Source organism: Streptomyces sp. NPDC004752, assembly GCF_053601275.1.
Window position 1 is genome coordinate 5512 of record NZ_JBSGBN010000037.1, and the last position, 24159, is coordinate 29670.

The 24159-nt window shown below is 70.7% G+C and carries 20 protein-coding genes and 1 pseudogene; 6 read left to right on the forward strand and 15 right to left on the reverse strand.

Features of this window, described 5'->3' with window-relative positions; translation table 11 throughout:
* Window positions 1-133: 133 nt before the first annotated feature.
* A complete protein-coding gene (locus ACWEKM_RS17580) occupies window positions 134-1336 on the reverse strand; it encodes a helix-turn-helix domain-containing protein (RefSeq protein ID WP_451622073.1) in 1203 nt (400 codons plus the stop codon).
* 378 nt (window positions 1337-1714) lie between these two features.
* Window positions 1715-1951, reverse strand: a pseudogene (locus ACWEKM_RS17585) (hypothetical protein); the annotation flags it as partial.
* Between the two features lie 536 nt (window positions 1952-2487).
* Here ACWEKM_RS17585 and ACWEKM_RS17590 point away from each other — a divergent pair.
* The 4 genes from ACWEKM_RS17590 (at window position 2488) to ACWEKM_RS17605 (ending at window position 5060) form a co-directional block, all read left to right on the forward strand.
* Complete coding sequence (locus ACWEKM_RS17590) at window positions 2488-3015, forward strand: universal stress protein (RefSeq protein WP_451622074.1); 528 nt, start codon at window positions 2488-2490, stop codon at window positions 3013-3015.
* A 475-nt stretch (window positions 3016-3490) separates the two neighbouring features.
* Window positions 3491-3871 carry an ArsR/SmtB family transcription factor gene (locus ACWEKM_RS17595; protein ID WP_451622075.1) on the forward strand — a complete coding sequence of 127 codons (381 nt, stop codon included), beginning with the start codon at window positions 3491-3493 and terminating at the stop codon, window positions 3869-3871.
* Window positions 3868-4611, forward strand: a complete 744-nt coding sequence (locus ACWEKM_RS17600) for an MIP/aquaporin family protein (protein ID WP_451622076.1) — start codon at window positions 3868-3870, stop codon at window positions 4609-4611. Before ACWEKM_RS17595 ends, ACWEKM_RS17600 begins: the two co-directional genes overlap by 4 nt.
* A gap of 26 nt (window positions 4612-4637) precedes the next feature.
* The gene (locus ACWEKM_RS17605; RefSeq protein WP_451622077.1) at window positions 4638-5060 is read left to right on the forward strand and encodes an arsenate reductase ArsC; all 423 of its coding nucleotides are present in this window, start codon (window positions 4638-4640) and stop codon (window positions 5058-5060) included.
* Window positions 5061-5216: 156 nt separating this feature from the next.
* On the opposite strand, the gene glmS is transcribed toward ACWEKM_RS17605, so the two are convergent.
* Both glmS and ACWEKM_RS17615 read right to left on the reverse strand, forming a co-directional pair.
* Window positions 5217-7034, reverse strand: coding sequence for a glutamine--fructose-6-phosphate transaminase (isomerizing) (gene glmS / locus ACWEKM_RS17610; protein ID WP_451622078.1), 1818 nt, complete (start codon window positions 7032-7034; stop codon window positions 5217-5219).
* Between the two features lie 55 nt (window positions 7035-7089).
* Window positions 7090-7347: a hypothetical protein gene (locus tag ACWEKM_RS17615; protein ID WP_451622079.1), complete on the reverse strand. Its 258-nt coding sequence runs from the start codon at window positions 7345-7347 to the stop codon at window positions 7090-7092.
* Between the two features lie 165 nt (window positions 7348-7512).
* On the opposite strand from ACWEKM_RS17615, the gene ACWEKM_RS17620 reads away from it, so the two are divergent.
* Window positions 7513-9078, forward strand: a complete 1566-nt coding sequence (locus ACWEKM_RS17620; protein WP_451622080.1) for a fibronectin type III domain-containing protein — start codon at window positions 7513-7515, stop codon at window positions 9076-9078.
* A gap of 254 nt (window positions 9079-9332) precedes the next feature.
* Here ACWEKM_RS17620 and ACWEKM_RS17625 read toward each other — a convergent pair whose 3' ends face one another.
* From ACWEKM_RS17625 to ACWEKM_RS17675, 11 genes are all read right to left on the reverse strand, one after another.
* Complete coding sequence (locus ACWEKM_RS17625) at window positions 9333-10220, reverse strand: DUF4429 domain-containing protein (protein WP_451622081.1); 888 nt, start codon at window positions 10218-10220, stop codon at window positions 9333-9335.
* A 131-nt stretch (window positions 10221-10351) separates the two neighbouring features.
* Window positions 10352-12121 carry an IucA/IucC family protein gene (locus ACWEKM_RS17630; RefSeq protein WP_451622082.1) on the reverse strand — a complete coding sequence of 590 codons (1770 nt, stop codon included), beginning with the start codon at window positions 12119-12121 and terminating at the stop codon, window positions 10352-10354.
* Window positions 12118-12642 (reverse strand): GNAT family N-acetyltransferase, encoded by a 525-nt coding sequence (locus ACWEKM_RS17635; protein WP_451622083.1) that lies wholly within the window; start codon window positions 12640-12642, stop codon window positions 12118-12120. The genes ACWEKM_RS17630 and ACWEKM_RS17635 overlap by 4 nt, the downstream gene beginning before the upstream one ends.
* The gene (locus tag ACWEKM_RS17640; protein ID WP_451622084.1) at window positions 12639-13916 is read right to left on the reverse strand and encodes a lysine N(6)-hydroxylase/L-ornithine N(5)-oxygenase family protein; all 1278 of its coding nucleotides are present in this window, start codon (window positions 13914-13916) and stop codon (window positions 12639-12641) included. The genes ACWEKM_RS17635 and ACWEKM_RS17640 overlap by 4 nt, the downstream gene beginning before the upstream one ends.
* Window positions 13900-15366: a lysine decarboxylase DesA gene (gene desA / locus ACWEKM_RS17645; RefSeq protein WP_451622085.1), complete on the reverse strand. Its 1467-nt coding sequence runs from the start codon at window positions 15364-15366 to the stop codon at window positions 13900-13902. The genes ACWEKM_RS17640 and desA overlap by 17 nt, the downstream gene beginning before the upstream one ends.
* 137 nt (window positions 15367-15503) lie before the next feature.
* Complete coding sequence (locus ACWEKM_RS17650; protein WP_451622086.1) at window positions 15504-16394, reverse strand: siderophore-interacting protein; 891 nt, start codon at window positions 16392-16394, stop codon at window positions 15504-15506.
* 125 nt (window positions 16395-16519) lie between these two features.
* On the reverse strand, window positions 16520-17566 hold the full coding sequence (locus ACWEKM_RS17655) for an ABC transporter substrate-binding protein (protein ID WP_451622087.1): 1047 nt from the start codon (window positions 17564-17566) through the stop codon (window positions 16520-16522).
* A 128-nt stretch (window positions 17567-17694) separates the two neighbouring features.
* Window positions 17695-18855, reverse strand: a complete 1161-nt coding sequence (locus ACWEKM_RS17660) for an acyl-CoA dehydrogenase family protein (protein ID WP_451622088.1) — start codon at window positions 18853-18855, stop codon at window positions 17695-17697.
* A 5-nt stretch (window positions 18856-18860) separates the two neighbouring features.
* Entirely contained in the window at window positions 18861-19805 is a 945-nt protein-coding gene (locus ACWEKM_RS17665) for a hydroxymethylglutaryl-CoA lyase (protein WP_451622089.1), read from the reverse strand.
* Complete coding sequence (locus tag ACWEKM_RS17670) at window positions 19802-21733, reverse strand: acetyl/propionyl/methylcrotonyl-CoA carboxylase subunit alpha (RefSeq protein WP_451622090.1); 1932 nt, start codon at window positions 21731-21733, stop codon at window positions 19802-19804. The genes ACWEKM_RS17665 and ACWEKM_RS17670 overlap by 4 nt, the downstream gene beginning before the upstream one ends.
* Before the next feature lie 14 nt (window positions 21734-21747).
* Window positions 21748-23400 carry a carboxyl transferase domain-containing protein gene (locus tag ACWEKM_RS17675; RefSeq protein ID WP_451622091.1) on the reverse strand — a complete coding sequence of 551 codons (1653 nt, stop codon included), beginning with the start codon at window positions 23398-23400 and terminating at the stop codon, window positions 21748-21750.
* Window positions 23401-23494: 94 nt separating this feature from the next.
* Here ACWEKM_RS17675 and ACWEKM_RS17680 point away from each other — a divergent pair, with 94 nt between their 5' ends.
* Window positions 23495-24112: an SACE_7040 family transcriptional regulator gene (locus ACWEKM_RS17680; RefSeq protein WP_451622092.1), complete on the forward strand. Its 618-nt coding sequence runs from the start codon at window positions 23495-23497 to the stop codon at window positions 24110-24112.
* The last annotated feature ends 47 nt before the right edge of the window (window positions 24113-24159 follow it).

Sequence of the window (24159 nt, forward strand, 5' to 3'; positions counted from 1 at the left end):
GGTGGGGTCCGTTGCGGTGGAGCGGGACGGTGGATCGGGGCGGCGGCGCGGGGGCCGGGGGGCCGCCGCTGCGGCGGGGGGGCCGGGCCCCCCGCCCCGCACCCCGATCCGTCACTCCCGATCCGTCACCGCGTCATGCGCCGGCGCGCGGTCCCGGCAGGCTCATCGCGGCGGTGCGCCGCGACTGCATCGGTACGGCGCTCTCGGGATGCAGCAGGGCGGGCACCGGTCCGACCGGTCCGGGGAGTCCGGCCGCCCCCGGGCCCGCGGGCCCCGGCTGCGACACCGTGGCCTCCCCGTCCCCGGGCCGGTCGCCCTGCGGCCTGCGGGCCCGGTAGGCGGCCCGGTAGGCGGCGGGCGACGAGCCCAACTGGCGGCGGAAGTGCCCGCGCAGCGCCACCGGGGAGCGGAAGCCGCAGCGGCCCGCGACCTCGTCCACCGAGTAGTCCGACGTCTCCAGGAGACGCTGGGCCTGCAGCACGCGCTGGGTGATCAGCCACTGCAGCGGCGCGCTCCCGGTCAGCGAGCGGAAGCGGCGGTCGAAGGTGCGGCGGCTCATGTACGCGCGCGCGGCCAGCGTCTCCACGTCGAACTGCTCGTGGAGGTGCTCCAGCGCCCAGGCGACGACCTCGGCGAGCGGGTCGGCGCCGATCTCCTCTGGTAAAGATCGATCGAGGTAGCGCTCCTGACCGCCGCTGCGGCGCGGCGGGACCACCAGGCGCCGCGCGAGCGCGCCGGCCGCCTCGTTGCCGTGGTCCGTCCGCACGATGTGCAGACACAGGTCGATCCCGGCCGCCGTGCCCGCCGACGTCAGCACGTCGCCGTCGTCGACGAACAGCTCTCTGGGATCGACGTGCACCGACGGATAGCGCTTGGCCAGCGTCGGCGCGTACATCCAGTGGGTCGTGGCCGGCCGGCCGTCCAGCAGGCCCGCCGCCGCCAGGACGAACGCGCCGGTGCACAGGCCCACGATGCGGGCGCCCTCTTCGTGCGCGCGGCGCAGTGCGTCGAGTGCCTCCTCGGGTGGCGGCGAGGTGATCGATCGCCAGGCCGGCACGACGACGGTGCCCGCGCGTGAGATCGCTTCCAGGCCGTGTGGTGCGGTGAGTTCCAGGCCCCCTGTGGTCCGCAGCGGGCCTTCCTCACCGGCGGCCACCAGCAGCCGGTAGCGCGGCACTCCGGCGTCCTGGCGGTCGATACCGAACACCGAAAGCGGTATGGAACTCTCGAAGATGGGGCCGCCGCTGAACAGCAGCACCGCGACGATCTCCTTGCGGCGTCGCCCGGATAGTTTCCGGGCAGCGGCTTCCGGCGCTGCAGTGGAGTCGTGGCTCATCCTGCTAAGCCCCCCTCGGTGGTCGCGGCTCCTCGGTTGTGTCGCTCCTGCACGTTTCCCCTCGGTCCTGCACGAGTCCCCCGCCGTAAGACAGTCAAGATCGAATCTACTGTGTCCCGCGGTACCGCGGTGACCAGTTCGACATGCGGCACATTGTCGACATGACAACTTGGCGTGAAGCATTCGATCACGAAGCGTTGCACTCCCGGGCCGTGTGGGGAAGTGCGCCTCGTCGTAGTGGCCAATCCGCGTAGGGTGCGCAGGGCCCCAGAGGCCCTGTTCGTGCAGGTGGAACGGGGGTTGGGGGGTGCTTCGCCCACGGCCGGGAGGGGGTCCAGAAGTTGGCTGAAAAGCGCCGGGCGCGTGCGCGGAAACCGGTCAGCCGACCGGTGTACCGCCTCGGGTGTGACGTCCGCCTCTTTGCGCGGCGCAATGCTCGGAACGGCGCAGCAGAACGCGGCAGGCGGCGGTCATGGCGGCGAGGCCCAGGGCGGTGCCGGCGGCGCCGGCGAGCGATGTGCCGTACCAGAGGAGGACCACGGGGACCAGGAAGCAGCTGAAGACCGCCCAGCGGACGACGTCGGTCGCCGTGTCCGCGGCGTACGGCGCGGAGGGCGCGGGCTGTGCGGCGGGCGTGAACGGTGCGGGCGGTGTGGCGTGCGTGGACGGTGCGGGTGGGGCGGATCGGGCTGATGAGGCGCAGGGAATGGATGAGGTGGAAGGGGCGGATGGGGTGGGCGGTTCGGGGTGGGGCGACCGGCTCGACCGGCCGGACCGGAGGTCCGGGGCGGACCCGGCGGGCGGGGTCGCGCGATATGCCCCGGAGCGGGTGAGGGGTCCGGACATGCGTGCTCCCTGTGGCGTGACTCACGCTGATCAACGCGTGTTCGAGCGGTCGGTCACTGTGGGGACGACCTGTGGACGGTCACGTAACGGAAGACTGTGCAAACCGCCTGTACAACACATCAAGCATTGCGTTACGGGCGTACCTCGTGCATGCTCCCTGGAACCCCGCGGAGCCCACGCGGGAACTGGGCTAAGGAGGCGTGCCGCCGTACCCTTGGGGGTATGGGGTTGGGAAGATGCTTCCCGGACACAGCTCCGCCGCACACTGTCGTCCCACCCACGAGGATCACAACGCCGAGACACCCATGGCCGGTCACGAATTCTTCGAACCCGCGGACCGCAAGCGGCCCGTCGCCGACCCCACGGCGGCCGAGCCCCTGGCGGCGGAAGAGTCACGCCCCTCCTGCGACCCCGCCTTCAAGCACGGCGTGGTCGTCGGCTTCGACGGCTCCACATCCAGTGAACGCGCCCTCGCCTACGCGATCGGCATGGCTTACCGCTCCCAAGCGGGCCTGATCATCGTCCATGTCGCCAACCGGTTGCCCACCACGGTGTGGGCGGGTTGCGAGCCACCCGTCTTCGTCGACGTGCCCGATCACCGCACCGAGGTCCTGGGCCTCGAACTCGCCTGTGCGGACTATCTGGCCGAGGTGCCCTGGATCCTCGTCGAGCGCGGCGGCGACATCTGCCACGAACTCGAAGAGGTGGGGCGGGAGTACGAGGCGGACGCGATCGTCGTCGGCTCCACGCACGGCATCGTGGGCCGGATCTTCGGCTCGGTGGCCGGCCGGCTCGCCAAGCGGGCGCAGCGGCCCGTGGTGGTCATCCCGTAACCACCCCGCCCGCCCACCGTCAACACCCGCGTCGCCCCGTCCACTTCGCGCGTCCTGCCGTCAACGTTCCCCGTCGCACCGCCGACCCCGGCGTCCTGCCGTCAACTCTCCGCGTCCCGCCGCCGACCCCCGCGTCCGGCCGCCAACTCTGCGCGTTTCGCTGCCGACTTCTGCGCGCCCTGGAAGCGGACCGTCTGGGCCGGCTTTGCTTCGTCGCCTACAAGAAGGCCGTCCGCGACCAGGACCGCGTCACGGCAAGAGTCTCTGCCCGCACGCCTGATATGCGGGCCGCCCGCCCCGACCGTCGGCAGTGGCCGAGGGGGATGCGTCGGACGAGGTCCGCGTCCTTGAGTCGACTTGTCGCGGCCGTCATCTCGTTCGTCATCTCGTTCGTCATCTCGGCCGTCATCTCGGCCGTCATCTCGTCCGTTGACTCGACGTTGCGTCTTGAATCGACAGACGTCAATATAGAAGTATGTCGAAACAAGAGCTTGCGGTGATCGGCCGAGCCGACGAGACGGGCGCGTGCTGCTCGACACTGATCGCGGCACCCCTCGACGAGGCGCAGGCCACAGAGCTTGCGAAGGTGTTCAAGGCGCTGGGCGACCCGGTACGGCTGCGCCTGCTGTCGATGATCGCCTCACGTTCCGGTGGCGAGGTCTGCGTCTGCGACCTGACCCCCGCGTTCGACCTGTCACAGCCGACGATCTCGCATCACCTCAAGCTGCTTCGGCAGGCCGGATTGATCGACTGCGAGCGGCGCGGCACGTGGGTGTACTACTGGGTGCTTCCCCCCGTCCTCGACCGGCTCGCCGGGTTCCTGAAGACAGCGCAGACCGCCGAGGCGACCGCGTGAGCAACTCACTCGGGCGACGGGCCCTCGCCGAAGCCGTGGGGTCCGCCGCCCTGGTCGCGGTGGTCGTCGGCTCCGGAATCCAGGCGACCGAGCTGACCCACGACGTCGGTGTCCAACTGCTCGCCAACTCCCTGGCCACCGTCTTCGGCCTCGGCGTGCTCATCGCACTGCTCGGACCCGTCTCGGGCGCCCACTTCAACCCGGCCGTCACCGTCGCAGCGTGGTTCACCGGCCGCCGCGGCGGCGACCGGCTGACCGTGCGGGACGTCGGCACGTACGTCGTGGCCCAGACAGCGGGCGCCATCGTCGGCGCGATCATCGCCGATGCCATGTTCGGCAAGCCGCTGGTGCAGTGGTCGACGCATGATCGCTTCGCCGGGCACCTGTGGATCGGCGAGATCGTCGCCACGGCGGGGCTCATCCTGCTGATCTTCGGGTTGTCCCGCGTGGGCCGCGCCCACTTCGCCCCGGTCGCCGTGGCCTCGTACATCGGCGCGGCGTATTGGTTCACCTCGTCGACCTCGTTCGCGAATCCGGCAGTGACCATCGGCCGTGCCGTCACGGACACGTTCGCCGGGATCGCGCCCGGCTCGGTCGCGCCGTTCATCGCGGCACAGCTGGTCGGCGCCGCCCTGGGGCTCGCCCTGGTGACCACGGTGTTCGGCCGTCCGGCCCGCCCGCAGACCCAGGCCACCGCCCCACAGGGCGAACCCGACATCGCGACCTCCGCAGTCTCCTGACCCTCCCGCGCAGAAAGACACCGCTCATGAGCAGCCCCGCCGAAAGCCCGTCCATCCTGTTCGTCTGCGTCCACAACGCCGGCCGCTCGCAGATGGCCGCCGCGTTCCTCACCCACCTTGCGGGCGACCGCGTACGGGTGCGTTCCGCCGGCTCCGACCCCGCCGACACCGTGAACCCGGCCGTCGTCGAGGCCATGACCGAGGCGGGGATCGATATTTCGGCCGAGGTGCCGAAGGTGCTCACCGTCGAGGCCGTGCAGGCGTCCGACGTCGTGATCACGATGGGCTGCGGCGACACCTGCCCCGTCTTCCCCGGTAAGAAGTACCTCGACTGGCAGCTCGACGACCCGGCCGGACAGGGCATCGAAGCCATCAGGCCGATCCGCGACGAGATCGAGCAGCGGGTGCGCGAACTCTTGAACGACCTTGCTGTCGAGGTGAGTTCCTGACAGGGGGCGGCGGCCACCGGGCTGAGAACGCAGCGGCACCGAAGGGACCCCACGTGAAGGGCGGCACACGTGGGGGTCCGCTGCGTTGCCGGGCGGGTGCGAGGGGGTCAGCGGAGCCGCGCATCGATACGGCCCCGCGCCCCTACGTCGCGCGTTCTACTCCACCGTCACCGACTTCGCCAGGTTTCTCGGCTTGTCGATGTCGCGGCCCAGGGCCTTTGCCGTGTGGTAGGCGAGCAGTTGCAGCGGGATGCCCATGAGGATCGGGTCCAGCTCGTCCTCGTTCTTCGGCACGACGATCGTCCGGTCGGCCTTCTCCTGCTCCTGGTGGGCCACCGCGAGGATCCGGCCGCTGCGGGCCTTGATCTCCTCCAGGGCGGCCCGGTTCTTCTCCAGCAGGTCGTCGTCGGGCACGATCGCGACCGTCGGCAGGGCGGGCTCGATCAGGGCGAGCGGGCCGTGCTTGAGTTCCGAGGCGGGGTATGCCTCGGCGTGGATGTAGGAGACCTCCTTGAGCTTCAGGGATGCCTCGCGGGCCACCGGGTAGCCCCGGACGCGGCCGATGAAGAGCATCGAGCGGGCCTCGGCGTACTGCTCGGCCAGCTCCTTGATCTCCTCCTCCTGCTTGAGGATCTCGGTGATCTGCTCGGGCAGTCTGCGCAGGCCCTCGATGATCCGCTTGCCGTCGCGGACCGAGAGGTCGCGGGTGCGGCCCAGGTGCAGGGCGAGGAGGGCGAAGGCGACCGTGGTGTTGGTGAAGCACTTGGTGGACACCACGCACACCTCGGGGCCGGCGTGCACATACATGCCGCCGTCCGCCTCACGGGCGATCGCCGAGCCGACGACATTGACGATGCCCAGCACCCGGGCGCCCTTGCGCTTCAGCTCCTGGACGGCCGCCAGCACGTCATAGGTCTCACCGGACTGGGAGACCGCGACGTAGAGCGTGTCGGGGTCGACCACGGCGTCCCGGTAGCGGAACTCGGATGCGGGCTCGGCGTCGGCGGGGATGCGGGCCAGCTCCTCGATCATCTGGGCGCCGATCATGCCCGCGTGGTACGAGGTGCCACAGCCGAGGATCTTCACCCGGCGGATCCGGCGGGCCGCGCGGGCGTCCAGGTTCAGCCCGCCGAGGTGCACGGTGGAGAACCGGTCGTCGATGCGGCCGCGCAGCACCCGGTCGACCGCCTCGGCCTGCTCGTGGATCTCCTTGTGCATATAGGTGTCGTGGCCGCCCCTGTCGTACGACTCGGCCTCCCACTCCACGGTGGTCGGCTCGGCGGTGGTGCGGGTGCCCTCGGTGGTGTAGGTGCGGAAGTCATCGGCCTTGAGGGTGGCCATCTCGCCGTCGTCGAGGGTCACTATCTGGCGGGTGTGGGTAACCAGCGCGGCGACGTCGGAGGCGACGAACATCTCCTTCTCGCCGATGCCGAGGACGACCGGGGAGCCGTTGCGGGCCACCACGATGCGGTCGGGGAAGTCGGCGTGCAGGACCGCGATGCCATAGGTGCCCTCGATCACCCGCAGGGTCTCGCGGACCTTGTCCTCCAGCTTCTCGGCCCGGGCGCGGGCGATCAGATGGGTGAGCACCTCGGTGTCGGTCTCGGAGAGGAACTCGACGCCGTCCGCCTCCAGCTTGCGACGCAGGTCGGCGGCGTTGTCGATGATGCCGTTGTGCACGACGGCGACCTTGTGGTCGGCCGACAGGTGCGGATGGGCGTTCACGTCGGACGGGGCGCCGTGGGTGGCCCAGCGGGTGTGGGCGATGCCGGTGGTGCCCTTGAAACGCGCCGGGACCTTGGCCTCCAGGTCACGCACCCGGCCCTTGGCCTTGACCATCTTCAGGGCGGGCGCCTTCGGGGCGGTGACGACGATGCCCGCGGAGTCATAGCCGCGGTACTCCAGGCGCTGCAGGCCCTCCAGGAGCAGCGGGGCGACGTCGCGCTTCCCGATGTATCCGACAATTCCGCACATAGAGCAGGTATCCCTCTGTCTGTGGCCGGTCGGTCGGCCGGCCAGTCGTCGGTTCTCAGCCGTAGACGATGCGCCGCAACTGCCTGAGCGTGAGCTCGGGCGGTGCCACCGCTCGGTACTTCAGGTCCGCCTCGATCCGTTCGAAGATCGTCACGTTCACCAGGCCCTGGCCCTGGAGTTCGCGGTGGCGGCGACGGACGTAGTCCTCGGTCGTCTCGTCGAAAAAGGCGAGCACGTCCTGGATCACCCGCAGTGCCTCGCCCCTGTTGAGGGTCGTGGACCGCGTCAGGTGATCAACAAGTTCGTCGTGCACCCGGTCGATCCTGGGGGATCGGTGGCGGTTTCGCAAGAATTCTGCCCGATATCGGGCAGCGGCCTGTTGAAACTCTTATGGGGCGCTGTTCGCGAGCCGTCCATCCGGTGTGCTGTGAGCGGTTGCTTAAGGAGACGAGTTTTGCGGTTCATGGACATTCCACGTATGGGAGTACCGGAGCAGCTGGCCGCGCGCATGAGCATGGCCGAGCAGCACGAATACCTGCGCGCCAGATTCTCGCGGCGCACGATGATCAGAGGCGGCGCGGTCACGCTGGGCGCCGTCGCGGGCGGGGCCTTCGTCCCGGGGGGCACCGCGCAGGCGGCCGTCCCGACCCAGCGCACCGCCCCGGCCACCGAGACGGTCGACGGCGCCTTCGTCGCCCCCTTCGGCCGCCACCTCGCCTACGGCAACGACCCGCGCACCGAGATCACCGTGTCCTGGCAGGTTCCCGTCGCCGTCAAGAAGCCCTTCATCCGGATCGGCGCCCACCCCTGGGACCTGAGCCGCAAGATCCACGCCGAGGTCCGCGCCCTCTACACCCCGGCCGGTGTCGGCGCCAGCGGCGATCACACGCAGTACTACCTGCACGCCAAGCTCACTCACCTGCGCCCGGGCCGCACGTACTACTACGGCGTCGGCCACCAGGGCTTCGACCCCGCCCAGCCGCACCTGGCGGGCACCGTGGGCACCTTCACCACCGCCCCCGCGCACAGGAAGCCGTTCACCTTCACGGCCTTCGGCGACGAGGGCGTCGGCTACCACGGCCTCGCCAACAACGCCCTGATCCTCGGCCAGAACCCGGCCTTCCACCTGCACGCCGGTGACATCGCCTACGGCGACCCGGCCGGCCAGGGCAAGTCCACCGACACCGGCTTCGACTCCCGCATCTGGGACCAGTTCCTCGCCCAGACCGAGTCGGTCGCGAAGTCCGTGCCGTGGATGCCGGCCTACGGCAACCACGACATGGAAGCCTGGTACTCGCCCAACGGCTACGGCGGCGAGGACGCCCGCTGGAACCTGCCGGACAACGGCCCCGACAAGAAGAACCTGCCGGGCGTCTACTCCTTCGTCTACGGCAACACCGCGGTCATCTCCCTCGACGCCAACGATGTCTCCTTCGAGATCCCGGCCAACCTCGGTATCTCCGGCGGCACCCAGACCTCATGGCTAAAGGCCCAGCTGAAGAAGTTCCGGGCCAGCAGGGACGTCGACTTCATCGTCATCTTCTTCCACCACTGCGCCTACTGCACCTCCACCGCGCACGCCTCGGAGGGCGGGGTCCGCGACGAGTGGGTGCCGCTGTTCGAGAAGTACACCGTGGACCTGGTCATCAACGGCCACAACCACCAGTACGAGCGCACCGACGTCATCAAGGCGGGCGCCGTCACCAAGAAGCTGCCGATCGGCGGCACCGCCTACCCCGAGACCGAGGGCGTCGTCTATGTGACGGCGGGCGCGGCCGGCCGCAGCCTGTACGCGTTCAGCGCCCCGCTGTCCTACGAGGGCCACGAGAACGAGGTCGACTCCGTGGCCTCCTTCATCAACACCAAGGACGGCAAGAAGAACGAGACGGTCACCTGGTCGCGCGTGCGCTACCTCGACTACTCGTTCCTGCGCGTGGACGTCAACCCGGCCGCCAAGGGCCGCCACGCCACGCTGACGGTGCGCGGCATCGCCGAGACCGGTGACCAGGTCGACCACTTCACGGTGGCGCGCAAGGCCAAGTGACGGTGGCGCGCAGGGTCATGTGACGGCGGTGCGCAAGGCCGAGTGACGGTGGCGCGCAGGGTCACGTGCTGGCGGTGCGCCCAGAAGGCGGGGCGCACCGCCCGGCACCGGGAACGGCACCGCCCGGCACCGGACCGGACCGGCACCTCCCGGCACCGGACCGGACCGGCACCTCCCGGCACCGGACCGGCGTCCCCCGGCACCGGACCGGCGGCTTCGGTGTCGTCCCGCCCCGTGGGCGGTCCTCGTCCGCGCTACATGCGTTTGAGGACCGCCTGCTTGGCCGTGCCGAACTCTTCGTCCGTCAGGACCCCTGCCCGGTGCAGTTCGCCCAGTTCGCGCAGTCGCCGCAGCAGCGCGTCGTGGTCGTCCCCGGTGGCGGGCGAGGGGCCCGGCGCCTCGGGCACCTGCCGCCGTGCGTCCTGATCCGGCGCGCCGGCCGCCGACGGGTGCGGCAGCCGGGCCTGCACGGCGGCGGCGACCAGCGCCATCAGCGGGTCTTTCTTGAAGCCCCACAACTCCACGGCGTTGGGGTCGTACTTGGGCGGCGCCTTGGTGGCCGCGCCCCGTACGGTGAAGCGCAGATGCCCGTTCTCCAGTCCGGCGGCCGGCTGCCACTCCACGCCGGTGATGTCGGCGACGGCGAGGGCGCGGGGCCCGGCGGCGGCCTTGGCGTCCTCGGTCTTCCAGTTCCACTCCAGGCGCACCTGCTCCCCGTCGAAGGCGGCGGTGCCGTCCCCGGCGGAGACCGACAGCGGGACGGGCGGGCCGGGCAGCAGGAACCCGGTCGCCGGATCGGCCGGCACCTGGTTGAGCAGCAGGGCGGTGCGCACCTCGTCGGTGAAGTACTCGGCGACGCCGTGGCGGTCCGGTTCGACGGTGAGCTGGTAGGGGTCGTGCGGCTCGGTGAGCCGGCCGCCGGTGGCGTGCAGCAGCGGGTCGGCGCCGTCGCGCAGCCGCAGCCGCAACCGGCCCGACTTCCGGCCCTGTTCGAACGAGATCCCCGCAAGTGCCGCCAGCGGGACCACCAGTTCCCCCAGGGTGCGGCGGAGCAGGCTGACGTTCTTGTCCCGTCCCGGGGTCAGTCGGAGGGCGTCGCCGTCGAACACCCAGGTGCCGTCCTTCTGGAGGATTTCCGCCATACGGGGATTGTTTCACCGCTCGCCGGGCGGCGACACCGAGCCCCGGCCCCCCGGCCGCCGGACTGCCCGGCCACCAGGCCACCAGGCGGCCCGGCCGTCCGCCCGTGTGTCGCGCCCACCCGTCCGTGCGGTCAGCGCCCCGCGAGGGGGTTCTTCAGGCTGCCCACGAGCTGGAGCGCGCCCGCGGGATCCGCCAGGTCCACCATCTGCCGGTTGTCACGCAGTTGGAGCCGGTTGAGGCAGGACAGGGCGAACTCCGGGGCGAATAGGTCGTACTGCCGGAACCTGTCGGCGAGTTCGGGGGCCGAGTCCTGGTACTCGCGGGTGACCTCCGCGACCGTCCGCCAGAAGTCGTCCTCCGTAAGGACGCCTTCGGCGGCGAGGTTCGCGCCGAGGAAGCGGAAGAAGCAGTCGAAGACGTCCGTGAAGATCGACAGGAGCTTCTTGTCCTCGGGAACCTCGACGCGGATGCGTTGCACCTCCGGCGGCAGCACCGCGTCCGGGTCCATGACCGCGATCTCCTCGGCGATGTCCTTGAAGACCGCGCGCCGCACGACGCCGTCCTCCAGGACCAGGATCACGTTCTCGCCGTGCGGCATATAGACCAGGTCGTAGGCGTAGAAGCTGTGCAGCAGCGGGGTGAGGTAGGCCCGCAGATAGCGGCGCAGCCACTGCGTGGGCGTCAGCCCCGACTGCTCGATCAGCGCGCCGGCGAAGGACGCGCCCGCGTGGTCCACATGGAGGAGCGAGGCCATGGTGGCGAGGGTCTCGCCGTCCTGGAGGGCGGGCACCGGGCTCTCCCGCCACAGCGCGGCCAGCATCTTGCGGTAGGGCGAGTAGCGGTCCGTGGCCCGTTCGTACTCCAGGTGCCGGTAGCCGACCGCGGCCCGCTCGCGGATGACCGACAGGCCCGTCGCCTTGAGCACCGGGTCGTTGTCGATCAGCTGGGCCAGCCAGTCGTTGATCGCCGGGGTGGCCTCCATATAGGCGGCGGACAGGCCGCGCATGAAGCCCATGTTGAGGACGGACAGCGCCGTCTTCACATAGTGCTTGTGCGGGTGGGAGGTGTTGAAGAAGGTCCGTATCGACTGCTGGGCCAGGTATGCGTCGTCGCCCTCGCCGAGGCAGACCAGATGTCCGCGGGCCACCTCGGCGGCGAAGGTGACGGTGAGCTTGTTCCACCACTGCCACGGGTGCACGGGTATCAGGAGGTAGTCGGCGGGGTCGAGGCCCCGGTCGGTCAGTTGCCGCTCGAACCGGTCGACGGTCTCCTCGCCCAGTTCCTGCCGTACGAAGGACTCGTACGTGATACCGGCACCGGCCGTGAACGCCGCCCGGGAGCGGTGCGCTGCCAGCCAGACCAGCCGGACCGGGCTCGCGGTCTCGGGGGCGTACGACAGGTACTCGTGGATGCCGAAGCCGAGCCGGCCGTTGTTGGCGACGAAGCAGGGGTGGCCCTCGGTCATGCCGGTCTCGATGTCCTGGAAACCGGCCCGTGCCAGCTGCGCCGAGGTCACCCTCGGCTTGGTGAGCTTGTAGCAGGTGCCGGACAGGGTGGCGGAGATCTCCTCCAGGTACACCGGCAGGACCTCGTCGCTCAGGCCCAGTGACCCCTGCATCTCGATGCAGAAGTCCAGGGCGGCGAGGGGGAGTTCGTCGCCGTCGCGGTGCCGGGTGATCGAGTCGGCGTCGATCTGCCAGTGGTCGAGGGCGCGGCGCACGGCGGTGAAGCGGTAGCGGGTCAGCCCGTCGTCGCTGCGCACGAGGTACCCGGCCCCGTCCGGCTCGGGGGTGATCAGCCGTTCGTGCGCGAACTCGGCGAGCGCCTTGCGGACCAGCAGGCGGTTGGCCCGCTCCCAGCGGTCGGGGGAGAGATGGGCGACGGCGTCGGTGAGGCTCATGCCGGCACCGCCTTCTCGAACTGTTCCCGGGTGCAGAAGCTCAGCAGCGCCCGCTTCTCCGGCTTCTGGATCTCCCGTTCGGGCACGAACCCGACCGCTTCGTTCAGGACGTGCACCGCCTGGTTGCGTACGTCCGGCTCGACCACGATCCGGGCGGTCGCCGGGTCCTCGAAGAGCCGCCCGACGACGGCGGTGATGACGGCCCGGGTGAATCCGGGTACGGGGGTGTCCGTGGCCGGTACCAGGAAGTGCATGCCGACATCGCCCGGCTCGGGCCGGTACAGGCCGACCAGTTCGCGGTGGGCCGGGTCGTAGCGCTCCATGAGGAAGGCGGGCTCGCCGTCCAGCAGGCCCAGCAGGGCCTCGTGGTGTTCGTCGGCGGCGATCTCCAGGTAGGCGCGCTCGACGTCCTCCAGTTTCGCGTCCTGCATCATCCAGAACGCGGCCTTGGGGTGGGTGACCCAGCCGTGCAGCAACTCGGCGTCCTTCAGCGGGTCGAGCGGACGGAAGGTGAAGTTCATGCGGAAAACTCCTGGAACGCGATCGTCTTCTCGACCGGGTAGTACTCCGTGCCGAGCAGTTCGCGGATGATGTAGCTGTTGCGGTAGGCGCCCATGCCCAGATCGGGGCTGGTGATGCTGTGCGTGTGCACGCCCGCGTTCTGCAGGAAGATGCCGCGGCCGGTCACGTCGATGGTGTAGTTGCGGGCCACGTCGAAGTTGCCCTGGCTGTCGTAGCGCAGCCGGTCGCGGACGGGCTTCAGGAACCCGGGCTCGGTGTACCGGTAGCCGGTGGCGAGGACGAGGCCCTCGGAGCGCAGCTCGAAGTCCTTGCCCTGCTCCTCCTGACGGAACGTCAGGGTATAGCTGCCGTCCCGGTAACTCGCCTTTTCCAGCGATGAGTTGGTGAGCAGACGGGTGGGGACGGGACCGCCGAGGTGCTTCTGGTAGAGCAGGTCGAAGATCTCGTTGATCAGGTCGCCGTCGATGCCCTTGAACAGGCCCTTCTGCTGGGCCGTGAGGCGGTAGCGGGTGGCCTCGGGCAGCGCGTGGTAGTAGTCGACGTACTCCGGGGAGGTCATCTCCAGCGTGAGTTTCGTGTATTCCAGCGGGAAGAAGCGGGGCGAGCGGGTGACCCAGTTCAGCCGGTAGCCGTGTACGTCGATCTCGCCGAGCAGGTCGCGGTAGATCTCGGCGGCGGACTGGCCGCTGCCCACCAGGGTGATCGACTCCTTGGCCTGCAGCCGCTCCTTGTGCTGGAGATAGCGGGAGTTGTGCAGGAAGTCGCCGCCCAGGTTCCGGCAGGCGTCCGGGAGGTGCGGCGGGGTGCCGGTGCCGAGGACCAGATGGCGGGCGCGGAATGTCTCGCCGTCCCGGGTGCGCACCGTGTACAGCCTGTCCTCGTACGTCACTTCGGTGACCGTCGTGCCGAAGCGGAGGTTGCTCAGTCTGCTCGCGGCCCAGCGGCAGTAGTCGTCGTACTCGATTCGCAGCGGGTAGAAGTTCTCGCGGATGTAGAACGGGTAGAGTCTGCCCTTCTCCTTCAGGTAGTTGAGGAAGGAGTACGGGGAGGTCGGGTCGGCGAGGGTGACCAGGTCCGACATGAACGGGGTCTGCAGATGGGCGCCGTCGAGGAACATCCCGGCGTGCCACTCGAAGTCGGGTTTGGAGTCCAGGAAGACGCCGTCGAGTTCGGGGATCGGCTCGGTGAGGCAGGCCAGGCCGAGGTTGAACGGGCCCAGGCCGATCCCCACGAAGTCGTAGGTCTTGGTGGGGGTTTCAGGACGCGCGGTCAAGGGGCTCTCCCAGGTACTGCTCGGCGTGGCCGGCGATCAGGTCGAGGACGGCGGCGATGTCGTCGGTCGTGGTCTCGGGGTTGAGCAGGGTGAACTTGAGGTAGTGGCGGTCGCCCACCTTGGTGCCCGCGACCACCGCGTCGCCGGAGGCGAACAGGGCCCCCCGGGCATACAGGTTGGCGCGGTCGATCCGGTCCGCGCCGGTGACGGCCGCCGGGATGTAGCGGAAGACGAGTGTGGACAGCGCGGGTTCGACGACCACGTCGAACCGGGGGTCGGCGGCCAGCAGCCGCCAGCCCTCCCGGGCCCGGTCGCAGACCTCGTCGAAGAGTTCGCCGATGCCGTCGGCGCCCATGGTGCGCAGGGTCATCCACAGTTTGAGGGCGTCGAAGCGGCGGGTGGTCTGCAGCGACTTGTCGACCTGGTTGGGGATGCGCTCCGCCACCATGCGCCGTGGGTTGAGGTACTCCGCGTGGTAGGTGGCGTGCCGCAGCGCGGCGGCGTCGCGGACCAGCACGGCGGACGAACTCACCGGCTGGAAGAAGGACTTGTGGTAGTCGACGGTGACCGAGTCGGCGCGTTCGATGCCCTCGATGCGGTCCCGGTACTTCACGGAGGCGAGCAGCCCGCAGCCGTAGGCCGCGTCCACGTGCAGCCACACCCCGTACCGGGCGCACAGCTCGGCGATCTCGGGCAGCGGATCGATGGACCCGAAGTCGGTGGTGCCGGCCGTGGCGACGACGGCCATGGCGGTCAGGCCGTCCCGTCTGCAGCGCTCCAGCTCATGGGCGAGGGCGACGGTCCGCATCCGCTTGTCCTGGTCGACGGGGACCGGGATGACGGCGTCCGGGCCGAGGCCGAGCAGTTTCGCCGACTTCTTCACGCTGAAGTGGCTCACCTCGGAGGCGAGGACGCGCAGGGGGGCGAGCGAGGCGCCCTGCTCCCACCCTGCCCGCGCCGGCTTGGACTCCTCGCGGGCGAGCAGCAGCGCCTGGAGGTTGGACTGGGTGCCGCCGGAGGTGAACACGCCGTCGGCGGCCGGGCCGAGGCCGATACGGGCGGCCGTCCAGTCGATCAGCCGACGCTCGATGAGCGTGCCGCCGGCCGACTGGTCCCAGGTGTCCAGGGAGGAGTTGACGGCGGACAGGACGGTCTCGCCGAGCACCGCCGGGATGACCACCGGGCAGTTGAGGTGGGCGAGATAGCGGGGGTGGTGGAAGTAGACCGCGTCGCGGAGATAGATCTCCTCCAGTTCGTCGAGCACCGCGGTGGTGTCGTGCAGGGGACGGTCGAGGTCGATCCGCTCGATGCGGGGGGTGAGGGCGTCGACCGTGACGCCGGTGAACGGTCGCTCGGTGGTGGCGAGTTTGGCCGCCACCCGCTCGACTCCTTCGGTCACGGAGCGGCGGTAGTGCTCCGCGGTGAGGTCATTGAGCAGGTGCGAGCGCATGTGGGGGTCCTCCGAGGGGACGGTCCGGACGGGACGGGGAGAGGGACGGAACCGCGCGAGTCAACTTAGGTTAACCTAACCTAAGTAACCTGATCAAAAACCTGCCCCTCCCGTGACCGCCGTCACTTCAGGGGCGGTTACTCCGCCTCGCGGAGCTGTTCCTCGCTCATGCCGCGGCGCCAGTAGCCGACGAACGTGACCCGTCGGCGGTCGATTTCGCGCTCGCCGACGAAGTGCCGGCGCAGCTCCTTCATCCGGCCGGACTCGCCGGCGATCCAGACGTACGGCCGCTGCGCGGAAGGGAGTTGGGCGGCCCGGATCGCGTCGACGGCGGTCGGGGGATTCTCGTCCCGGACGAGCCAGGTGATGTCCGCGTCCGCCTCGGTCGGCACGTCCTGGACGTCACCGGCGTGCGGCACCTCCAGCCAGGCGCGGACACGCAGGCCGGCCGGCAGGGCCTCCAGGACGGCCGTGGCGGCGGGCACGGCGGTCTCGTCGCCCCACAGCACGACCAGGTCGGTGTCCTCGGGCGGGCGGAAGCGGATCGCGCGATTGTCGGCGATCACCGGTCCGAGCACCAGGACGCGGTCACCGGCCGCCGCCGCGGCGGCCCAGCGGGCGGCGGGGCCCGCGGGGGCGGCCGCGCCCGGCTCGACGCCGTGCAGGACGAAGTCGATGTCGATCTCGGTGGTGTGGCCGAGGGAGTCACGGCGCAGCGCGCGCAGGGTGTAGGAGCGCATCACCGCCCGGACGTCGTCCGGCAGTTCGCGCCAGGCATGCCACCACTCTCCCCCACTCGCGGCTTCGCTTGAGCGGGGGGACCCCCATCCCAGGTCCAGCGGGACCATGGGCTCGCGCTGTCCGGGCCGCGGCAGGAACAGCGACAGGGACTGGTCGTGCCCGTCGGACCGGAAGTCCCGCAGGCCGGGCCCGGCGAAGCTGACCCGGACGAGAGACGGTCCCAGCCGCCTCGTCCGTACGACCTGAAGGGGGAAGAAGCGGTACGGGGCGGCTAGGGCCGTGGTCATCGGGGCTCCTGGATGGTCGTGCAGGAGGGCGGTCGGCCTCGGGGGCGCGGGGAGCGAGCCGTGCGAGGGGCCGCATCCGGCCCGCGCAACGCCGCGACGCCGGACGCCCCTCGCGACGGCTGGTGTCAACTGACCTTCTTGGCGTGCTCGATGGCCTCGGCGAGGTCGTCGAGCAGGGCGACGCACTTGTCGTACGACAGGATCGGCTCGGGGTTGCGGGAGATGACCTGGCCGGCCTTGACCGCGGGGAGCTTCTGCCAGGTGGCCTTGGTGAGGTCGGCGGGCTGGATGGCCGAGGTGCGGTTGTCCATCATGATGATGTCCGCGTCGTACTTGTCGACGTTCTCCCAGCTGAGCGACTCGTACCAGCCGCCGCCCTGGGCCTTCGCCTTCTCCGGGGGCTCGACGAAGTTCACGCCGAGGGCCTTGAAGTACTCCAGGTCGATGGAGAGGTTGGTACCGGAGACATAGAACAGGTCCTGGCTCGCGGAACCGGCCAGCACCTTGAGGTCGGGCTTGGCCTTGGCGGCGGCACGCAGCCGGGCGGCCGCCTCCTCGAACCGCTTCTTGGCGGCGGTGACCTTGCTCGACGTGGTGTCGGCGCCGAGGGACTCGGCGAGCGCGAGCATGCGCTGCAACGGCTCGGTGAGCTGGCGGTCGTAGACCGAGATGCCCACGCTCGGGGCGCCGACGGCCTCGATCTTCTTCTTCGACTCGTCCGGGACGTACCAGAGGGTGCCCGCGTCGTCGAACATGGTGGAGACGAGCAGGTCGGGGGCGAGGGAGGCGTACTTCTCGATGTTGAACTGGCCCCACTCGTTGCCGAGTACGGTCAGCTTGCTGACGTCCATGTCGCCGGCCTGGACATCGGCCTTGCCGTCCTTGGTCGTGGTGGGACCGAAGACGCCCTCGACCGTGATGCCGTAGTCGTACAGCGCGGCGGCGACACCGACGAACGCCACGATGCTCGACGGGACCTTGTCGGCCTTGACGGTCTGTCCGCGGTCGTCCTTGAAGGTCCAGGGGCCGGACGCGGCGCTCGCCCCGCTGCCGGAGCCGCTGCTTTTCGCCTCGTCGTCGCCGCAGGCCGCGAGCACGGCACCGAGGCCGAGGGCGCCGCCGGTTGCGAGCAGTCCACGACGGGAGAGGCGGGCGGATCTGGCGTTCGACATGGGGGTGCTCTGCCTTCGTCTGAGGGGTCACTGGACCGAAGTCGTGATTAGGTTAGCCTAACCTCAGAGTCACCCCAAGAGGCAGTACCGGCCCGGTGGCCCTGCGGCACCGGCGACCGGGCATCGGGTCAGCCCGCCAGGCCCAACTCCCGGGCGATCAGCATCCGCTGCACCTCGCTGGTGCCTTCGCCGATCTCCAGGATCTTGGAGTCGCGCCACATCCGGGCCACCGGATACTCGTTCATGAAGCCGTAGCCGCCATGGATCTGGGTGGCGTCACGGGCGTTGTCGACGGCGACGGTCGACGAGTACAGCTTGGCCAGCGCCGCCTCCTTCTTGAACGGCTCGCCCGCCACCAGCCGGCAGGCCGCGTCCCGCCAGGCGAGGCGGGCGGTGTGGGCCTTCATCTCCATATCGGCGATCTTGAACTGGATGGCCTGGTTGGCGCCGATCGGCCGCCCGAAGGCATGCCGCTCCTTGGCGTACTTCACCGACTCGTCCACACAGCCCTGCGCGAGACCGGTCGCCAGCGCCGCGATGGCGATGCGGCCCTCGTCGAGGATCCGCAGGAACTGCGCATAGCCGCGGCCCTGTTCGCCGAGCAGGTTGGCCGCCGGGACCCGGACGTCCGCGAACGACAGCTCGCGGGTGTCCGAGGCGTTCCAGCCGACCTTCGAGTACGGGGCCGCGACCGTGAAGCCCGGGGTGCCGGACGGCACGATGATCGCGGAGATCAGCGGTCTGCCGTCCGGGGTACGGCCCGTCACGGCGGTGACCGTCACCAGACCCGTGATGTCCGTGCCCGAGTTGGTGATGAAGCACTTCGAGCCGTTGATCACCCATTCGTCGGTGTCCGCATCGAGCCGGGCCGTCGTGCGCGTCGCGCCCGCGTCCGAACCGCCGTCCGGCTCCGTGAGCCCGAACGCGCCCAGGGTCTCGCCCGCGCACAGCCGCGGCAGCCAGGCCCGCTTCTGCTCCTCGGTGCCGAACAGATGGACCGGCATCGCGCCCAGCGAGACCCCGGCCTCCAGCGTGATGGCCACGGACGAGTCGACCCGGGCCAGCTCCTCCAGGGCCAGGCCAAGCGCCAGATAGTCGCCGCCCATGCCGCCGTACTCCTCCGGGAACGGCAGCCCGAACAGGCCCATGCGGCCCATCTCGCGGACGATGTCGTACGGGAACTCGTGCCGCTCGTAGTAGTCGCCGATCTTCGGCGCCACCACGTCGTGCGCGAACTCCTCCACCGTGCGGCGGAGTTCCTCCAGCTCGGGGCTGAGACGGTGGTCCATGCTGATCACTGGTCCTTGTGGGAGAGGGCGCGGACGGTGCGGGACGGGCTCGGTCGGCCCAGCTGTTCGGCCATCCACACGCTCGTGGCGGTGAGACGGCCCAGATCGACCCCGGTCTCGATGCCGAGGCCCTGGAGCATCCACACCAGGTCCTCGGTGGCGAGGTTCCCGGTGGCGGACTTGGCGTACGGACAGCCGCCCAGGCCGCCGGCCGAGGCGTCGACCGTCGTGACGCCGTGCTCCAGCGCCGCGTAGGTGTTGGCGAGCGCCTGGCCGTAGGTGTCGTGGAAGTGCACGCCGAGGACGTTCGTCGGCAGCCCCTCCTCGTTGAGCGCGGCGAGGAGTTCCAGGACATGGCCCGGGGTCGCGACGCCGATCGTGTCGCCCAGGCTCAGCTCGTCGCAGCCCATGTCCACCAGCGCCCGGCACACCCGCACGACCTGGTGGAGGGGGACCGCGCCCTCCCACGGGTCGCCGAAGCACATGGAGACATAGCCGCGCACCTGCATGCCCTGGTCCAGCGCGTGCCGCACGACCGGGTCGAACAGGGCGAGCGACTCGTCCAGCGTGCGGTTGAGGTTGGCCTTCGCGAAGGACTCGGTGGCGCTGGCGAACACCGCGATCCGGCGGGCGCCGAGCGCCAACGCCCGGTCCAGACCACGCCGGTTGGGCACGAGCACCGGGAGCGCGACCCCCGGCAGATCGCCGAGCAGCGGGAACAACTGCTCCGCGTCGGCCAGTTGGGGCACCCACTTGGGGTGCACGAAGCTCGTCGCCTCGACGGTGGTCAGGCCCGCGTCGGCCAGCCGGTGGATGAACTCCGCCTTGACCTCGGTCGGCACGGCCGACTTCTCGTTCTGCAGCCCGTCGCGCGGGCCGACCTCGTGGATCCGCACCCGCTCGGGCAGATCCTGCGCGGGTACGACCATCGGCAGTTCCGGTGCGGTCATTGCGCCGCCTCCTCATGCGGTGCGACGACGGCCAGCACCTGGTCCATGGCAACGGTGCCGCCGGGCCGTACGTCCAGTTCGGTGACCGTGCCCGCGTGCGGGGCCGAGACGACGTGCTCCATCTTCATCGCCTCCACCACCAGCAGGCTCTGGCCCGCGGTCACCTCGTCGCCGACGGCGACCTTCACGACGGTGACCGTGCCGGGCATCGGCGCGGTGAGCGAGTCGGCGCCCGTGAGCCCGGCCCGGCCGATCGACGCGGCCACCGGATCGTGATCCCGCACCAGCCAGGCGTCACCGTCGCGGCCCAGCCAGTCGCCCGCCCTCTCGAAGGTGTGGCGGACGCCGTCCAGAGTCACGGACACCCGGTCGTCGGTGACGGTGTGGGTGCCACGCGGGGTGTACTCCACGGGATCGGTCACGCGCAGGGCGAAGGAGACCGGCTTGGGCACCCCGCCGAGCCGCCAGCCGTTGGGCACCGAGAAGGGGTCGGTCCAGCCGTCACCGACGGGCCGCAGCCCGTCGAGTCGGACGGCCGCTGCCGCCTCGTACACCTCCTCCGGTACGTCCGTCGGGACCAGGTCGGCCACCACCCGCTCGACCAGCCCCGTGTCCAACTCGCCCGCCACGACCGCCGGATGGGCCAGCAGCCGGCGCAGGAAACCGGCGTTGGTCGGCACGCCCAGCGTGACCGTCCGGGCCAGGGCCGCGCGGAGCCGACGCAGCGCCGTCCCCCGGTCCGGACCGTACGCGATCACCTTGGACAGCATCGGGTCGTACCGGCTGCCGACCTCGGTGCCCTCGCTGAGCCCCGAGTCGGTGCGTACTCCGTCGCCCCGCGGCTCGCGCAGCCGCAGCACCGTGCCGCCCGACGGCAGGAACCCGCGCGCGGGGTCCTCCGCGCACACCCGGGCCTCGATCGCGTGCCCGGTCAGCCGGATCTCCTGCTGCGCGTACGGCAGCCGTTCGCCCGCCGCGACCCGCAGCTGCCACTCCACCAGATCGAGCCCGGTGACCAGCTCGGTGACCGGATGCTCCACCTGGAGCCGGGTGTTCATCTCCATGAAGTGGTACGACGAGGGGTCGCCGCCCGGCACGATGAACTCCACCGTGCCCGCGCCCCGGTAGCCGCAGGAGCGGGCCGCCCGCACGGCCGCCGCGCCCATCGCCGCCCGGGTCTCCTCGTCGAGGAGCACGCTCGGCGCCTCCTCGACGACCTTCTGGTGCCGGCGTTGCAGCGAGCACTCGCGCTCGCCGAGGTGCACGACGGTGCCGTACGCGTCGGCCAGGACCTGGATCTCGATGTGCCGGGGCCGCTCGATCCAGCGCTCCACCAGAAGTGTGTCGTCGCCGAAGGCCGCGCGGGCCTCGCGCCGGGCCGCGGCGATCTCGTCCTCCAGCGTGGACGCCTCCCGCACCAGGCGCATCCCCTTGCCGCCGCCGCCCGCCGAGGGCTTCAGCAGCACCGGCAGCCCGATCTCCCGGGCGGCCTCGGCGAGCCGGGCGTCGGACAGACCGCTCCCGCTGGAACCGGGGACGACCGGCACCCCGGCCGCCCGCACCGTCTCCTTGGCGCGGATCTTGTCCCCCATGAGGGCGATGGCGTCGGCCGGCGGGCCGATGAACACCAGCCCCGCCTCGGCGCAGGCACGCGCGAAGTCCGCGTTCTCGGCGAGGAAGCCGTACCCGGGGTGGACGGCCTGCGCGCCGGTGCAGGCGGCGGCCTCAAGGAGCCGCTCCACCGACAGATAGCTCTCGGCCGCGGACGCCGGACCGAGCCGCACCGCCGTGTCGGCCTCGCGTACATGCCGGGCGTCGGCGTCCGCGTCGGAGAACACGGCCACCGAGCGCACGCCCAGTGCGCGCAGCGTGCGCATGACGCGCACCGCGATCTCGCCGCGATTGGCCACCAGGACTGTCTCGAACATCGTCTTCGGTCCCCTCACATCCGGAAGACGCCGAACCGCGGTTCGCCCAGCGGGGCGTTCGCGCAGGCGGTCAGGGCCAGGCCCAGCACCTGCCGGGTCTCCAACGGGTCGATCACGCCGTCGTCCCAGAGGCGGGCGGTGGCGTAGTAGGCGTTGCCCTGGCGCTCGTACTGCTGCCGGATCGGGGCCTTGAAGGCATCCTCCGCCTCGGTCGGCCAGGACTCGCCCCGGGCCTCCAACTGGTCCCGCTTGACGGTGGCGAGGACGGAGGCGGCCTGCTCCCCGCCCATGACGGAGATCTTGGCGCCCGGCCACATCCACAGGAAGCGGGGGGAATAGGCCCGGCCGCACATGGAGTAGTTCCCGGCGCCGTACGAACCGCCGACGACCACGGTCAGCTTGGGCACGCGCGTGCACGCGACGGCGGTGACCATCTTGGCGCCGTGCTTGGCGATGCCCCCGGCCTCGTAGTCCTTGCCGACCATGAAGCCGGAGATGTTCTGGAGGAACACCAGCGGAATCCCGCGCTGGTCGCACAGCTCGATGAAGTGCGCGCCCTTCTGGGCCGACTCGGAGAACAGGATGCCGTTGTTGGCGATGATCCCGACCGGATGGCCGTGGACCCGGGCGAAGCCGGTGACCAGGGTCTGCCCGAACTCCGCCTTGAACTCGGCGAACCGTGAGCCGTCGACCACGCGCGCGATGATCTCGCGGACGTCGTAGGGGGTGCGCGGGTCGACCGGCACCGCGCCGTAGAGCCCGTACGGATCCACCGTCGGCTCGACGGCCGGCCGCACCTCCCAGGGCAGGGGCCCGCGCGCGGGGAGCGTGGCGACGATGCCGCGGACGATCCGCAGCGCGTGCGCGTCGTTCTCCGCGAGGTGGTCGGTGACGCCGGACACACGCGCGTGGACCTCGCCGCCGCCCAGTTCCTCCGCGCTGACGACCTCGCCGGTGGCGGCCTTCACCAGCGGCGGGCCGCCCAGGAAGATGGTCCCCTGGCCGCGGACGATCACGGCCTCGTCGCTCATCGCCGGGACGTAGGCGCCGCCCGCGGTGCAGGACCCGAGGACGGCCGCGATCTGCGGGATGCCGGCGCCCGACATGCGTGCCTGGTTGTAGAAGATCCGGCCGAAGTGCTCGCGGTCCGGGAACACCTCGTCCTGCATCGGCAGGAAGGCACCGCCGGAATCGACGAGGTAGAGGCACGGGAGCCGGTTCTCCAGGGCGATCTCCTGGGCCCGCAGGTGCTTCTTCACCGTCATCGGGTAGTACGTACCGCCCTTGACGGTGGCGTCGTTGGCGACGATCACGCAGTCCCGGCCGCTGACCCGGCCGATCCCGGCGATCACCCCGGCCGCCGGGGCCTGCCCGTCGTACATCCCGTCTGCCGCGAGCGGGGCCAGCTCCAGGAACGGCGACCCGGGGTCCAGCAGCGTGTCCACCCGGTCCCGCGGCAGCAGCTTGCCGCGCGCGGTGTGCCGGGCGCGGGCCCGCTCGCCGCCGCCGAGCCGGGCCGCGGCCAGCTTGCCGCGCAGCTCCTCGGCGAGCGCGCGGTGCGCCTCCTCGTTGGCCCGCCAGGCCGCCGACGCGGGGTCTTCCCCGACGCTCGACAGGACGCGCGCGGGGGGACCCCCATCGCTCGTCAGCTCCGGTGCCTCCAGCATCCTGCGGTCCCCTCACCCAGTGGCGACTGTTAATGAGCGTTAACCATTTCTCTCAGGTTAACGAGCGCTAACCCCGCTGTCTAGAATTGCACCCATGGTCACCAGAATCGGCGCCCCGGGCCGCCGCGAGCAGATCCTCAAGGAGGCCGCCCGGCTGTTCGCCGAGCGCGGCTTCCACGGCGTCGGTGTCGACGAGATAGGGGCCGCGGTCGGCATCAGCGGCCCCGGTCTCTACCGGCACTTCGCGGGCAAGGACGCGATGCTCGCGGAGCTGCTGGTCGGGATCAGCGGGCAGCTGCTGACCGGGGCGAAGCGGCGCCTGGCGGAGACCGACGGGACGGCCGACCCCATGGCGGTCCTCGACTCCCTCATCGAGGGCCATATCGACTTCGCCCTCGACGACCGTCCCCTGATCACCCTGCACGACCGTGAGCTGGACCGCCTCCGGGACAGCGACCGCAAACTGGTGCGCCAGCTCCAGCGGCAGTACGTGGAGCTGTGGGTCGAGGTGCTGTGCGAGGCGTATCCGCGGCTGGCCGAGTCGGCCGCGCGTTCCGCGGTGCACTCGGTCTTCGGCCTGCTGAACTCGACCCCGCACCTGGGCCGACCGGGTTCCCTGCCGGGCCGCGCGACGACGGCGGCCCTGCTGCACCGCATGGCCCGGGGGGCGTTCGCGGCGGCGGGGGCGGCCAGGGCGGCGGGGGTGGACTGAGCGGGGTCGGTGCGGACCGGCTGGGGTGGGTGTGGGTCGGGCGGGCC